At 65.8% G+C, this 14,343-nt stretch carries 12 protein-coding genes; 7 read left to right on the top strand and 5 right to left on the bottom strand.

All coding sequences use genetic code 11. The features are described 5' to 3' along the window. Positions 1-9 precede the first annotated feature (9 nt). A complete protein-coding gene (locus ACQCSV_RS18680) occupies positions 10-867 on the bottom strand; it encodes a prephenate dehydratase (RefSeq protein WP_354155121.1) in 858 nt (285 codons plus the stop codon). Positions 868-1,028: 161 nt separating this feature from the next. On the opposite strand from ACQCSV_RS18680, the gene gdhA reads away from it, so the two are divergent. Beyond that, positions 1,029-2,366 (top strand): NADP-specific glutamate dehydrogenase, encoded by a 1,338-nt coding sequence (gene gdhA, locus ACQCSV_RS18675; RefSeq protein WP_426938940.1) that lies wholly within the window; start codon positions 1,029-1,031, stop codon positions 2,364-2,366. Between the two features lie 339 nt (positions 2,367-2,705). Further along, positions 2,706-3,995: an ammonium transporter gene (locus ACQCSV_RS18670; RefSeq protein ID WP_354155119.1), complete on the top strand. Its 1,290-nt coding sequence runs from the start codon at positions 2,706-2,708 to the stop codon at positions 3,993-3,995. 147 nt (positions 3,996-4,142) lie between these two features. Here ACQCSV_RS18670 and ACQCSV_RS18665 read toward each other — a convergent pair whose 3' ends face one another. The 3 genes from ACQCSV_RS18665 to ACQCSV_RS18655 all read right to left on the bottom strand — a co-directional run bounded on the left by ACQCSV_RS18665 (position 4,143) and on the right by ACQCSV_RS18655 (position 6,722). Next, positions 4,143-4,274 (bottom strand): hypothetical protein, encoded by a 132-nt coding sequence (locus tag ACQCSV_RS18665; RefSeq protein ID WP_354155118.1) that lies wholly within the window; start codon positions 4,272-4,274, stop codon positions 4,143-4,145. A 36-nt stretch (positions 4,275-4,310) separates the two neighbouring features. Continuing rightward, positions 4,311-4,721 carry a hypothetical protein gene (locus tag ACQCSV_RS18660; protein ID WP_354155117.1) on the bottom strand — a complete coding sequence of 137 codons (411 nt, stop codon included), beginning with the start codon at positions 4,719-4,721 and terminating at the stop codon, positions 4,311-4,313. A gap of 378 nt (positions 4,722-5,099) precedes the next feature. Then, on the bottom strand, positions 5,100-6,722 hold the full coding sequence (locus ACQCSV_RS18655) for a DUF222 domain-containing protein (RefSeq protein WP_426938939.1): 1,623 nt from the start codon (positions 6,720-6,722) through the stop codon (positions 5,100-5,102). A 291-nt stretch (positions 6,723-7,013) separates the two neighbouring features. Here ACQCSV_RS18655 and ACQCSV_RS18650 point away from each other — a divergent pair, with 291 nt between their 5' ends. After that, positions 7,014-7,586 carry an HNH endonuclease family protein gene (locus ACQCSV_RS18650; protein ID WP_354155115.1) on the top strand — a complete coding sequence of 191 codons (573 nt, stop codon included), beginning with the start codon at positions 7,014-7,016 and terminating at the stop codon, positions 7,584-7,586. A gap of 25 nt (positions 7,587-7,611) precedes the next feature. Here ACQCSV_RS18650 and ACQCSV_RS18645 read toward each other — a convergent pair whose 3' ends face one another. Then, positions 7,612-11,061 carry a DEAD/DEAH box helicase gene (locus tag ACQCSV_RS18645; RefSeq protein WP_354155114.1) on the bottom strand — a complete coding sequence of 1,150 codons (3,450 nt, stop codon included), beginning with the start codon at positions 11,059-11,061 and terminating at the stop codon, positions 7,612-7,614. A gap of 192 nt (positions 11,062-11,253) precedes the next feature. Here ACQCSV_RS18645 and ACQCSV_RS18640 point away from each other — a divergent pair, with 192 nt between their 5' ends. The 4 genes from ACQCSV_RS18640 to ACQCSV_RS18625 all read left to right on the top strand — a co-directional run bounded on the left by ACQCSV_RS18640 (position 11,254) and on the right by ACQCSV_RS18625 (position 14,337). Next, a complete protein-coding gene (locus ACQCSV_RS18640; RefSeq protein ID WP_354155113.1) occupies positions 11,254-12,105 on the top strand; it encodes a DMP19 family protein in 852 nt (283 codons plus the stop codon). A 135-nt stretch (positions 12,106-12,240) separates the two neighbouring features. After that, a complete protein-coding gene (locus ACQCSV_RS18635; protein ID WP_354155112.1) occupies positions 12,241-12,885 on the top strand; it encodes a protein tyrosine phosphatase in 645 nt (214 codons plus the stop codon). A gap of 155 nt (positions 12,886-13,040) precedes the next feature. After that, positions 13,041-13,619: an RNA polymerase sigma factor gene (locus tag ACQCSV_RS18630; protein WP_426938938.1), complete on the top strand. Its 579-nt coding sequence runs from the start codon at positions 13,041-13,043 to the stop codon at positions 13,617-13,619. Next, entirely contained in the window at positions 13,612-14,337 is a 726-nt protein-coding gene (locus ACQCSV_RS18625; RefSeq protein ID WP_354155110.1) for a hypothetical protein, read from the top strand. The genes ACQCSV_RS18630 and ACQCSV_RS18625 overlap by 8 nt, the downstream gene beginning before the upstream one ends. The last annotated feature ends 6 nt before the right edge of the window (positions 14,338-14,343 follow it).

The following is a 14,343-nucleotide window of genomic DNA, read 5'->3' as shown; positions in this document are numbered from 1 at the left end:
GGCCCGGGATCAGGGAGTGACCGTTTGCGCGGTCCGGAATTCGGCAGCGGGATAGACGCCCAGGATTCGGACTTCGGCGGTGAAGAAGTCCAGCTCCTCAAGGGCCAGGCGCAACGGCACGTCCTCGGGGTGGCCTTCGACGTCCACCATGAACATCGTGGCGGCGAATTCGTCGCCCACCATGTAGCTCTCCAGCCGCGTCATGTTGACGCCGTTCGTGGCGAACCCGCCCAGGGCCTTGAACAGCGCCGACGGGACGTTCCGGACGCGGAACACAAAGCTGGTCACCGCCGGTCCGGGCAGCTCATCCCGGGTGGGCAGTTCCTTCTCCCGCGCCAAGACCACAAAGCGGGTGGTGTTGGACGGGTCATCCTCGACCCGTGATGCCAGCACCTCGAGGCCGTAGATCTCGGCTGCGAGCGGGGGAGCGAGGGACAGCTTGGTGGGGTCGTTCCATTCCCGGACCTCCCGGGCGGAGCCGGCAGTGTCCCCGGCGATGACCGGACGCAGCCCGGCCTCACGGATCAGGCGGCGGCACTGGCCCAGGGCGTGGATGTGGCTGTGGACCTCGGTGGCGGCCTCGATGGTGCTGCCCGGAATGCCCAGCAGGTCAAAGTGGATGGGCAGGAAGAACTCGCCCACGATCTGCAGGTGCGACTGGGGGAGCAGGATGTGGATGTCCGCCACCCGGCCGGCGATCGAGTTCTCAATCGGAATCATTGCCAGTTCCGCCTCGCCGCTGGAGACCAACTCGAAGGCGTCCTCGAAGCTGGCCGAGGGAACGCTTTCCAGCTGGGGGAACATCTGCATGCACGCGATATTGGAGTTGGCGCCGGGCTCACCCTGGTACGCAATCTTCTGGGCCATGCTCCGTATGGTTTCACGGCAGGTGCCTACCCGCCCAAACCCGCCCGCAGTAATGCCCCCATTCGGGCGCAGAAGTCGATTGCGACCGCGACTGAAAGCTCAGTAATGGCAATCATTGGTACCATGCTGAGTTGAATATTCAATGAATTTGAGGAGGCGGCGTGGACGCTCGGCTTGAGGCTATCCGGAATACGGTACTGGCGCGGAACCCCGGGGAAGCTGAATTCCACCAGGCGGTGACCGAGGTTTTTGAAAGCCTTGGCCCCGTCCACGACCGGCACCCCGAGTTCCTTGAAGCCGCCATCCTGGAGCGGCTTTGCGAGCCCGAACGCCAGATCATCTTCCGCGTTCCGTGGACCGACGACTCCGGCCGCGTGCAGATCAACCGCGGCTTCCGGGTCGAATTCAACTCCGCACTCGGCCCCTACAAGGGCGGCCTGCGCTTCCACCCCTCTGTCTACCTGGGCATTGTGAAGTTCCTGGGCTTCGAGCAGATCTTCAAGAACGCCCTCACCGGCATGCCCATCGGCGGCGGCAAGGGCGGCTCGGATTTCGATCCACGCGGCCGCAGCGATGCCGAAGTGATGCGGTTCTGCCAGTCGTTCATGACCGAGCTCTACCGGCACATCGGCGAGTACACCGATGTACCGGCCGGTGATATCGGCGTCGGCGGCCGTGAAATCGGGTACCTCTTTGGGCAGTACAAGCGGATCACCAACCGCTACGAATCCGGAGTCCTCACCGGCAAGGGCACGTCCTGGGGCGGTTCCCTGGTGCGGCCCGAGGCCACCGGCTATGGCACTGTCATCTTCACCCAGGAGATGCTGAAAACCCGTGGCTCGTCCTTCGACGGGCAGCGCGTGGTGGTGTCTGGTTCGGGCAACGTGGCCATTAACGCCATTGCCAAGGCGCAGACGCTCGGCGCCAGCGTGGTGGCTTGCTCCGACTCCTCCGGCTACATCGTGGATGAGGCGGGCATCGACGTCGCGCTTCTTCGTGAGGTGAAGGAAGTTGAACGCGGACGACTCAAGGATTACGCCGTGCGCCGCCCCGGCGTTTCCTATGTGGAAGCGGGCTCGGTGTGGGAAGTCGACGCCACGGTGGCGTTGCCGTGCGCCACGCAGAACGAGCTCGACGGCGATGCTGCCGCGCGCTTAGTCCGCAATGGCCTCGTGGCGGTCGGCGAAGGCGCCAATATGCCCTCCACCCGTGACGCAGTCTCGGTGTTCCAGGATGCCGGTGTGCTGTTCGGGCCGGGCAAGGCCGCGAACGCAGGCGGCGTGGCGACGTCGGCGCTTGAGATGCAACAGAATGCCAGCCGCGATTCCTGGTCCTTCGAGCACACGGAACAGCGGCTCACCGAGATCATGGTGGGCATCCACCACCGCTGTGCGTCAACCGCGGACGAGTATGGCGACCCCGGCAACTACGTGCTGGGCGCCAACATCGGCGGCTTCGTCAAGGTGGCTGACGCCATGCTGGCGCAGGGGCTTATCTAGCGGACACCCCACACTGACGCTCATAGCGGCCACCGACCCGGCAAGGGTCGGTGGCCGTTTGCGTTGTTGCCTCATCCGGGCACGGAGTTGTTTACATGCTGCGGTCCCGGAATTCCCTGTATCCAAAGTTCGTTTGAGTGGCCTGTGAAACTGGCGTGCCCGTGAGTGAAACGTCGATTTAACCAGCCAGAAACCCATCGCGGAACTGCAGCCATACAGTTGGAACCAGACGGCAATAGCTGCCTTCCGATGAACGTGGTACTGACTCCGCGTCCGTCCTCCGGAGCGGCTCTGACGGGCAATTTCCGTTCTCTCTTCGCATCACGAAAGGGGTTTCCCATGGATTCGGGAAATGTTGCTTGGATTCTGGCCAGCTCAGCGCTGGTCTGCATGATGATCCCTGCCCTTGCCCTGTTTTACGGGGGCATGGTGGGGTCTCGTCGCATTCTCAACATGATGATGATGTGCTTTGGCGGGGCGAGCCTGGTGGCGGTGCTCTGGGCGCTCTTCGGTTATTCCATGGCCTTCGGAAACTCCGTGGGCGGCCTCGGACTCATCGGGGACATCACGGAATTCCCGGGCATGGGACAGCTGCTCGCCGCAGACGAGGCAGCCTCCATTCCGGTGGTCCTGTTCGCCGCCTTCCAACTGTTCTTCGCCTGTGTCACTACGGCCCTGGTTGCGGGAGCGGCGGCCGGACGTATGAAGTTCGGCGCCTGGATGCTGTTTGCCGGAATCTGGGCAACCATCGTCTACTTCCCCATCGCACACTGGGTGTTCGCGTTCTCCTCTGCTGACGGCAGCGTCACGGGCGGCTGGATCGCAAGCGGCATCAAGGCAATCGACTTCGCCGGTGGAACCGCCGTGCACATGAACGCCGGCGCCGCGGCGCTTGCACTGGCACTCGTGCTCGGCAAGAGCTCCGGCTGGCCCAAGATGGAACACACCAAGCCGCACAGCCGGCCGCTTGTGCTCGTTGGTGCGGGACTGCTCTGGGTGGGCTGGTTCGGCTTCAACGCAGGCTCAGCACTCTCGGCCGGGCAGTCCGCCTCCGTCGTGTTCCTGAACACCGCGGTGGCAGCGTCGGCCGGGCTCCTCGCCTGGGCGCTCGTTGAGCGGATCCGCCACGGCGCGGCCACAAGCATGGGCGCGGCATCCGGCCTGATTTCGGCCCTGGTTGCCATTACGCCTGCCTGTGGTGCGGTCAGCCCGCTGGGTGCACTGGCCATCGGCGCGATCGCCGGTGCCGTATGCTCCCTCGCCATTGAACTGAAGTTCCGCCTGGGTTACGACGACTCGCTCGACGTTGTTGGCGTCCACCTCGTGGGCGGCATCATCGGCACCCTGCTGATCGGCCTGTTCGCCACGGATGCGGCTCCGAACGGAGTGAGTGGCCTCTTCTATGGCGGCGGTCTTGAACAACTGGGTATCCAGGCGGTGGCCACGGTTGCCGTTCTAGTTTACTCGTTCAGCGTGACCTGGATCCTGGCCAAGATTCTCGATCGCATCGTCGGCCTGCGAATCAAGCCCGAAGACGAACTCCGCGGCATCGACATAGCAGCCCACTCGGAACTTGCTTACCTCAGTGATGAAGACCCGGTAGAGCTGGGGTCACCGCAGCGGGCCTGATAACCAGTGGGGCCTGAACTCAAATAGATATGCCTTGGCGGCGCCCATTGGCGCCGCCCGGCGCGAGCCCGGCCAAGGGCCGAACATCGGGACCGGTGCCAGCAGCCGCTGGCTTATGGTTCCGCAGTTCGGCCTTTTGTCGTGCCGTCAGGCGTCAATACACACCAGGTCGCCGTTGTGAACTTCCAGGACGGCCGCCCGGACGTGGCTGAGGTGTGTCTTCGGGTCTGCTTCCATGGCGTCAATATCCTCGCCGTCCGCCGCTGCGTCCAGCGGCACAACGTCCGCATGCCTGCCCGCGCCATTCGTCCACGATCATCCAAGACCGGCCTCCAAGCCTGAACACCTTGGGTCCCTCGTGGGGCGCCCCGGAATCGCCAGTCCTTCAAGAATCCACGACGTCGGTTCGGCAGGCGTGCTGGTTACCGCACTGTACGTGTTTGAACCGCGGGCCTCGTCCTTGTACCAGAGCCCGTATTGGCCATCCCCGCTAAGGGCGAAGGCGGCATCGATGACGCGCGGCGAGTCCAGGTCGATGGCACCCAAGTATTCCCAGGTAACCAGGTTCCGGCTGGCGAGCTGGACAATGGATGCGGTGCCGGTCCAGTCCGTGCGGATGCCGCCGAGGACTGTCAGGTACATGATCCACTGGCCGCCGATCCGGACGACGTCGGGCGCCCACAAGGTGGCAGGCAGTTCGATTTCCGGCGGAACCAGTCCGTCCAAGGTTTCCGTGATACGCCCAAGTGAGTCCGCCGTCGGATGAGCGGGCCACTCCAATGGCCGTGCCGCGGACCCACTCGACGCCGGTCAGCTCCGTTTCCGTGGCCCGTCGCTGCGTGTAGAAAAGCACCCAGTCGCCGGTCAGGTGGTTGGGCACCAGGACGGAATCCGTGGGGCCGTCCCAGATGGGATCCCGGTAGGGAGTCCTGAGGGCATCCGCGCTGAGTGGCGGGACGCTGGATGCTGCAGGTTCACGGATTGAATCTGAAGCGGTGGCTTCGGTGCGCACGGGAATCTCCGAGTCGATGCGAAGTCAGAATTCCATGCAGCACATGAGGGAAAGTGCTTTCCCGCAGCTGCTTCCCGGCTGCACGACAGGGCTCAGCCAATGCTAACGCAAGGGACTGGAGGTGCCCCACCGGCACCAGGCTGTTGTGTCAGCCAGAGGAAGTCGGGTACGGACGGGAAAGGTGCCGGCTCTGGTTCTTGGAGGCGGCGCAGCCATTTCCGCTCCGGCTCTGGGTCTGCCGGCAGATGGCTTTCGGGCAGGGCAGGGCCAGGTTCCTTACGGGGGAGTTGGTTCAGTATCTGGTTTGGCCAGATGGGTGGTTCCCAGTCGGGGTGTTCGCTGGCGTAGTGGCGGCCTATGGGAGAAATCCAGCCGGGCGGTTCGGTGGAGCTCGCCGTGGTGGGTTTCCAGGGTGTGGTGTGTTTGAGCCGGTGGTGTTTGGGGCAAGGCTGACCGAGATTGCTGATCCCGGTGGTTCCGCCCTGGTGCCAGGCGAGGAGGTGGTCGGCTTCGTTGTCCAGGGACTGGTTGCTGCAGCCGGGGAAGGGGCATTTGCCGTCCCGAAGGCGGAGCCATTGGCGCATGGCTTTGGGGACCCGGTAGCTGTCCCGGCCGATTTCCAGCGGTGCTCCATCGCGGGGGTCGGTCAGGACCCGGTGGAACGAATCGGCGCCGTCGGCCACCAGGGCGCGGGCCATGGACGGCGGGATGGGCCCGTACCCATCGAGTATCGCGGGTTCATCAGTCAGGCCCATCAGTGCAAACACCGGCACGGTCACGAGGACCTGGGCCTTGGGTGACGGGATCAGATCGGCTTGCCCGCCCAGAAGCCAAGCCGAGGCGCTGTCGGCGCGGAGCTGGGTGAGGGTCCTGGACTCCGTGGGGCCCTGCAGCGCGCGGGCGGCGGTGGTGGCGCGGTCCCAGATCCCGGAGGCCTGATCGGCCGGGCGGTAGGCGGAGAGCCAGGCCATGGCGTCCCGGTCCGGGGAGTACTCAAGCCGCCGGTCCGCCGCGCTGCGGGTGTGGCGTTTTTCGATGCTGTCCGGGTGGTGGCGTTCGCGCCAGGTCCGGGCTTTGGCGCGGAACCGGGACGGGATCATCTCCCCCGCCGGGCCACCCCTCGCCGGGTTGGGCGCGTCCGGGTCCAGGAAATGCGCTTCCAACGCGGCCGCGCCGGCGGGATCCAGGTTGAGTGTTTCGTCAATCATTATCCGTGCGTGCTGCCACGAAATGGCCCCTGCTTCCAAGGCGGCGAGGGTCAGTGGCAGAGCGGTAGTCAGACGGTGTGCTTCGCCCAGCAGCGCGTCACCCGCGCGTTCGCTGACGGTCAGGGCGCAGGCGACCTCGGCCACGATGCCCATGTCCTGGGCGGTCTGCTCCTGAGGGGAATTGATGGGGCCCGCGATGGTCTGGGCGGCGTCGTCGTAACCGCTGGCGGCATGGACCTTTACGGCAGCGACCATGGCTTCCATCCCAACAGCTCCGGTCAGGACTGTCAGGCACACCTCAGCCTGCCAGCGAGCCTGGTCCCCACCCAAGGCGGATGAACCACTGACTGAAGGGGCATCAGCCGGACCAGTTGCAGCCGGGCTGGCGGCCGAGCCCGCGGCCAGGTCAGCGGCCGGATCCGCGGCCGTCCCTCGAAGCACCCCGACCATACGCAGAGCAGAGGCCGCGATGGTCTCCAGAATCTCTGCCGCTGCCGTGTTGTCCATACCTCCATCATGTCGAGGGGGTACGACATTTAGGGTGACAGACTCCACACCCCGGCATGACAGAGCAGAACGCCCCGCGCCAGTAGCGTATTCACCTCCACCGCACTCCAGAAGGACCTAACCATCAACCGCTCCGCCGCTGCCAAAGCACTGACTCTGTTCACCGCTCTGCTTCTCTCCACCGCCCTCGCCGGTTGTGACGCCGCAGCCCAGGCCGCAACGCAGGCGGCAAACAAGGTGGCCGAAGCTGTCAGGGAAGCACCGCCGGCGGGCAACTCCGGCGAATCATCTGTGAGCCCAGCCGACGTGGCAACGGCCCTCGCCCAACTGGAAACCATCGCGGTGAAGGGACGTGCCCCCAAGACCGGCTACAGCCGCGAGGAATTCGGCCCCGCCTGGGCCGACGTCGACCGGAACGGCTGCGACACCCGAAACGACATCCTCGCCAGGGACCTCGACGGTGAGACGTTCAAACCCGGCACACAGAACTGCGTCGTTGCCACCGGTACCCTGTCCGATAAGTACACTGGCACAACCATCAACTTTGTCCGCGGCAATACCACCAGCTCCGCCGTCCAGATCGACCACGTCATCGCCCTCAGCGACGCCTGGCAGAAGGGCGCCCAGCAGCTCAGCGCCGAACAGCGCAGGCAGCTGGCCAACGATCCCCTGAACCTCATGGCTGCCGACGGGCCTGCCAACAGCGCCAAGGGCGACAAGGATGCGGCCACCTGGCTCCCGCCAAACAAGGCGTTCCGGTGCGAATACGTCGCCCGCCAGACCGCTGTGAAGGCCAACTACAGCCTGTGGGTCACTCAGGCCGAGCACGACGCGATAGCAGGTATCCTGACAGCCTGCAGTTAGACGGCCCCGGGACGCGAACGAGAGATCAGTCCTTGAACAGGCCCGCGAGGTCCTCGGCCGTGATAGACCCGCTGGACAAGGCGTCGCCTTCCATGACGTCCGCGAACAGCTGTGACTTCCGGGCCTTCAATGCCATGACCTTTTCCTCGATCGTGTCCTTGGCGACGAGCCGGTAGACCATCACGTTCCGCGCCTGCCCGATCCGGTGCGTCCGGTCCACGGCCTGCGCCTCGGACGCGGGGTTCCACCAGGGATCCAGCAGGAACACGTAGTCGGCCTCGGTCAGGTTCAGGCCAAAACCGCCGGCCTTCAGCGAGATCAGGAACACCGGAGCGCTGCCGTTCTTGAATTCGTTGACCACGTCGGTGCGGTTGCGGGTGCCGCCGTCGAGGTAGCAGAACTCGATCTTCTCCTCCACAAGACGCTCGCGGACCTTGCCCAGGAAGCCGGTGAACTGGCTGAAGATCAGCGCCCGGTGGCCCTCCGCAACCAGATCCTCCAGCTGCTCAAACAGCACGTCGAGCTTCGAAGAGCGGACGCCGGACAGCGACGGGTCCACCAGCGACGCGTCCAGGCTGAGCTGGCGCAGCAGGGTCAGGGACTGGAAGATGGTGAAGCGGTTCTTGTTCACGTCCTCGATCAGGCCCAGGATCTTTTGCCGTTCGCGCTGCAGGTGCGTCTGGTAGACCTTCTGGTGGCGCGGGTTCAGCACCACCTCCAGGATCTGCTCCTGCTTGGGCGGCAGGTCCTGGATGACCTGGTCCTTGGTGCGGCGCATCATCAGCGGACGGACCCGTCGGCGGAGCTTGTCCAGCTGCCCCTTGTCGCCGTTTTTTTCCACAGGCTTCTGGTAGTACTCGGCGAACCGCTTGGGGCTGGAGAACAGGCCCGGCGCCACGATGGACGTCAGCGCCCAGAACTCCATGAGGTTGTTTTCCAGGGGCGTGCCGGTGATCGCCAGCTTGAACGCCGCGGGCAGCTTCCGGGCGCACTGGTAGGCCTTGGACTGGTGGTTCTTCACGAACTGGGCCTCGTCGAGCACCAGCCCGGCCCAGGTCTTGGAGGCGTAGGAATCGTAGTCGATCCGGAACAGCGCGTAGGACGTGATCACGATGTCCGCGCCGGCGAGTTCAACGGCCGCGTCCTGGCTGTTTTTGGCGAACGTTTCGCTCACGATACGAACCGTGAGGCCGGGAGCGAAGCGTGCGGCTTCCGCCGCCCAGTTACCCACGACGCTGGTGGGGGCCACCACCAAAAAGGGAGTCCCGCCGTCGGGCGCTGGAATTGGCGCCCCGACAGAATCAGCACCCTCAGACACAGACGCAGCCTGCTCCTTCGCGGCGCACATCAGGGCGAGTGCCTGCACGGTCTTGCCAAGACCCATGTCGTCCGCGAGGATCCCACCCAGGCTGTGCCGGTACAGGAAGCTGAGCCAGTTGAAGCCTTCCAGCTGGTACGGCCGCAGCTCCGCATTCAGCGAGGGAGGCAGCGGCAGCCCGTTGATCCCGCCTTCGAGCAGACCGCCCACGGCCTCACGCCAGGCAGCGGCCTGCTCATCCACGATGCCAAGCTGCGCGAGCTCGTCCCAGAGCCCGGCCTGGAAGCGGCTGATCTGCAGCGGGGCGTCCTTGTTGTCCTGCAGCGAGCGTGCTTCCTCAATGAGGGCGCGCAACTGGTGCAGTTCCGGGAGGTCCAGCGAGAAGTAGGCGCCGCTGGGCAGGAGCATTTTGGTCTGGCCCGCCGCCAGAGCGGAGAACACGGCCGCGAACGACACCGGCTGGCCCTCGAGTGAAATCTGGATGCCAAGGTCGAACCAGTCGCGCTGTTCCGTGGCCTTGGTGGAGATGGAAACCACCGGGGCTTCCTCGGCCTCGCGGTAGTCGGCGATGTCCCCGGCAGTATCCACTGAAACGTCCGGCGTGTTCCGGAGCTCGGGGAGGACGTCCTCGGTGAACGCCAGCGTGTCCAAGCCGCTGAGTTCGGCAGACGCGGACAGGCGCGGCGTGCCCCAGCCGCCGGACGCCGATTCGCCCAGGGCCGGAACAACGTTCCACGGCTGGCCGATGCCCTCCAGGATGCGGGCCTCGGCGGTGTCGTCACGGTAGCCGTGGTCGCCGGGGTGCCGCCACAGCGGTTGGGCCGTGACCAGGTTCCCGGACTTGTAGTGCCATTCCCAGTGCAACCTGACCCGGTGGTCCGCGCCATAGTTGGCCAGCAGGGAGAGGGTGGGGAGGGCCAGGGCGGGCAGCGCCACCGACTCGTCCGTCGCAGTGACCCGGGCGGCCTGCTTGAGCTTCGGGTAGAAGCCGGTGAGGAAACGCGTCTCGTCCTTCGCCGGAATGTGCAGGGTGCTGCCGGCCGTCACGAACGTCAGCAGTTCCTCGCTCAGCCCGTTTTCCAGCGGGGCCAGCGTGATCACGTTGTCCGCTGAAACACCTGGCAATGCCTCCCCGCCGGTGGTCAGGAAGACGCCGTGCGCGGGGCGGCCAATGGTCCCCACCGACGCCGGATCAACGCCTTCCCCCTCAACGGTGATGGTGGGCGCAAGCTCCAGCCCGCCGTCGTCGGCTGCTTCATTTTGGGACTGCCCCGCCGCAGGTTCGTGGCCGTACCGGCTCAAATTAAGCCCGACGGCGGCGGGGGACTCCGCGAGCCGCACCGGCTCAGTGCCGCGGCTGTGAACCAGCGCGAGGCCGATCTTTCTGGCGTCGGCGAGCAGGCTCCACATGTTCTTCCCGGCGAACGTGTTCAGGCCCAGCCACAGCGCGGAGGAGTTGTGAACCCGGTTGGCGGCGGCGGTGTGTGCGGCCAGGAATGCCTGCATCCACTCGATGTGGGCCTCGTTGCATTCGCGGCGGAAGTTCAGGTAGCTCAGGGTGTTCCAGGAGACGTCGCCGCGGATCCACTTGCCCTTGGCGCCCATGATCACGGGCCGGGCCTTAAGCTGGCGCACGCTCCGGAGCGGATCGCGGCGGCCTGTGTAGGAGAAGTGCGGCGCCGGTTCCTCGATCTCGAACTGGAGGGCCAGCGGGATGCCGCTGATGGACTGGGTGATGCCAGGCTGGGAGATGAGCGGGCTCAGGGCCTGCTCCCAGTCGGCCAGGTCCAGGCTGACGGACTGGCGGGAAAGCCGGGAAACTTCAGCGGGGGCCAGGAGCTGGACGCGGATGGCCGGGTTGTCCTCGGCGGCGAACAGCAGCGCGGCGACGTGCTTGCAGTCCTTGCGGACAGGGCAGCTGCACACGCCCACGGTGCAGCTCCAACCGCCCGATTTCCGGACCAGCTTGGCCGTGGTGGAGTACGGGACGTCGGCGCCTCCCCGGACCTTGCCCAGCATCAGCCCGGTGGCGGCGTCGAACGACATTCCGGAAACCCGGCTGCCCATGGCATACGCCAATCCGGCCGCGAGGGAGCGGTCGTTAATGGCGGGGGTCTGTATTGCCAGTGCCGCACTCTCGTCCGGTTGGGATGGCATGGTGCGCGCTACTTTCAGCTGGCCACGGGGGTGCCGTGTCCGATCGGAGGTTATCTGCTTCATCTTAGTTCGCCCGGCGGGAGCCTGAAACTTCGCCTGACGTTCACTTCCGCCTCAACACACCGGCGCCCCCGCCGACGTAGCGTGAAAGTGTCCTGAGCAGCACCGAAGCATTCAGCAGTGAGGAATCCCATGACCATGAGCCAGAACCCTGTCGTCCTGACCAAGGCCAGCATCGATGCAGGCAGCGAGGAGGTCGTAGACGCCAACGTGTACGTGGTGAACGCCATGTACGGGAAACTGCTCGACGCCGGCGAGATCGCGCCCGCGGCGCTCGGCAGCTACTACGGGGACTTCTACGTCACGCAGTCCCTGGAGGGCGGTTTCGCCCAGTACGTGTTCACCGCGGACCGCGACGAGGTGGACCCGCTCATCCGCGAGGGCCTCGCCGGCATGGGCGCCACCGCCCACCTGGAGCTGTTCAACCGGACCGTTGCGGCGTTTGATGCCCTATCCGAGGAAGACGAAGAGCGCTACCTCGACGGGGACCTGGACGCCGAGGAAGAGTCCACCGACGCCGTGCGCACCATCGAAGAGCTCGACGGCGAGTTCGAGGAACTGTTCGAAACTGAAAACATCACCGCCCTCAACGCCGCCTGGCTCCTGCGCCAGGAGGGCCTGCTGGTGCTCGACGACGAGGAGCTTGACGCGTACATCGAGCGTCAGGTTGCGCTCATCCCCAACCTCGAGGAGCGCCAGGCGGCGGCCGACGAGGAAGCGCTGGAGGACGCCCCGGATTTTGAGGTCATCATCCGCGAACTCTGCGACATCGCCGGCTACACGCTGCAGAAGATCACCATGGGCGACCCCAACTACATGCACGACGGCGAGAAGACGCTGGCCTGGCACTTCACCACGGACCACGGCGACTTCATCATGGTGGAGGATGACGAAGAGGCGTTCATGATCAACCCGGAGACCAAGGAAATCGTCGCCGCCGTTGAGTTCGAGGAAGCGGACGACGACGAGATGATCGACGCGTAGGAGCCCCACCACAGTCCCGGGCCGGGAAGAATTTTTGGAGGCGCCGTAACTTTCCCGGTCCGGCCAGCGATGTAGGGGGTGAAGGGTTCCTCACGGAGCCGGATCTGAATTGTTCTCTAGGTTTTGGAGTGTCATATGTCGTTGTTCACTGTTCTCGCCACCAGCAAAATCGCCGCCGGAGTTCTCGCCGCGGGCACCCTGGCCGTCGGTGGAACCGGCGTTGCGGCCGTTTCCGGTGCCCTTCCGTCCGACGCGCAGCAGACCGCCCACGAACTGCTCGGCGCCCCGGCCCCGAAGCTGGCCGCTGACGCCACCGAGTCCGCCTCCGCAAACGCCTCAGGCGATGCAGCAGTGACCGGCGAAGCAACAGTCTCCGGCGATGAGGTCGCAGCCGGGGCCAACGCCTCCGCCGCCGCCGACACCGCAGTGGACGCCGCTGGTGCCGCAGCCTTTGGCCTCTGCACCGCCTTCACACACGGTGGACTGAACGCGTCCTCCGAAGGCTTCTCCTCGCTGGTCATCGCCGCCGAGGGCGAAGGCAACGTTGACGCCTTCTGCGCCGATGTTGTTGCGAAGGGTGCCGGTTCCGCTGACGCCGACGCTTCCGGCGAGGGTTCCGTCGCCGTAAAGGCTGAGCGCCCCGAACTGCCCGCAGTGCCTGCAGTCCCCGCCGTGCCGGCAGTTCCGGGTGTCGACGGCGTGACTGCCGTTCCCGCCGTTCCTGCTGTTCCGGCCGTGCCGGGCCACGTTGTAGGCGCTCCCGCCGTTTCGAACCGCTAGGACCTGCTCAGCTAGTGTGGACTGCGGGAACCCGCTCCGGACGGCCCGGATTCCCGCAGTCCACTTGGCAACAAGATCGCTGACCGACAGCAGCCGACCGATAGCAGCGGAGCACACCGCGCCGAATACCGGGATGAGCGAGTCCGCTGCCCGGGATGGAGGAGCCACTGGTGCTGGACACTTTGGCCGAAGTAGACATAGATACATTTGCAGACACTGCCGGTGCTGATCCGGCTGTGCTCTTCGGCGCTGTCTATCGAACCTTTGCCGGCGCGGTCCAGGGCTACCTCAAGGCCCGCGGCGTGGACGATCCCGAGGCTGTCACCCAGGACGTATTCCTGGCGTTTTTCCCGAAGATTGGTGAGCTGACCGGCGGGCTGCAGGGTGCCAAGGCGTTGGTTTTTTCCATCGCGCACGCCCGGATGGTGGATTACTACCGGCGGGTTGAACGACGGCCCGACTTCACCCCGTACGACCCCCTGCAGGACGGGCGCAGCACGGCATCCGCGGAAGACCACGCGTTAGGCCACAGCGGCGGCGCGACTGACCTGCTGGAAGGCCTCGCCGATGACCACCGCGAGGTCCTGGCACTGCGGGTGGTGGCGGACTTATCCATCGAACAGGTGGCCGGCATCATGGGCAAGTCACAGGGTGCCATCAAGCAGCTCCAACGCAGGGCGATGCAAAACCTCAAGGACCAGACTCTTAGAAGAAACCAGGCAGATCATGAGTGATACCGCAGGCACACGCAACGGTTCCCGCGACGACGCCTCTGTTGGCCGGCTGCTGCTAGAGGCAGGGTTCGACGACGACGGCGCCCTCCGCCCCGCCCTGCTGGAACTCCGTGCGCTCGCAGGCGAGCAGCCGGTGCCCTCCGCTGCCGTTGCCGCGCTCATGATGCCCGCCGTGACCCGGACTGCTGCCGCGGACGCTCCGGGGGCAACGGGCGAACCCGCCGCGGCAACCGACGAGCTAGCCGCCCGCCGTCGGGCCAAGCGCAGGTTCACCCTCACCACACTGTCCGTTGCCGTCTCGCTGGCGGCCGGCGGCGCCGTTGCCGTTGCCTCCGACCAGGGGATCAGGGATTCCATTGGCCAGGTCAACCATGCAGTCACATCTTTTGTGTCCACCGTTGGCGGCGGGCCTGCCCCCGCGCCGGCGGAAACTCCGGGACCGGTCCAGCCCGGCGTCCCTGCCGTAGGGCCCACCGGGCCGGCTGTCACTGCGCCGGTTCCGGCTGCTCCGGGATCCGTGTCCGGCCAGGCCACGCAGCAGACTCCCGCCCCCTCGGGTTCAGCGCCGTCAGTGCCCCTGCCAGATCCATCCCTGCCGGAAACCGTCGTGCCCGGTGTGCCCGGTGTGCCGGGTGGACCGCTGAACGGCGAGGGGCAGCCCCCGGCCCTGCCTCTGCCGCCTTCGCCTCCAGTCCCGCTGCCCCGCGTCCATCCGTAGGCTGCC

Origin of the sequence: Pseudarthrobacter sp. S3 (assembly GCF_050156905.1) — a bacterium.
Lineage (GTDB): Bacteria > Actinomycetota > Actinomycetes > Actinomycetales > Micrococcaceae > Arthrobacter.
This window is presented reverse-complemented; position numbering and strand designations above follow the sequence as displayed.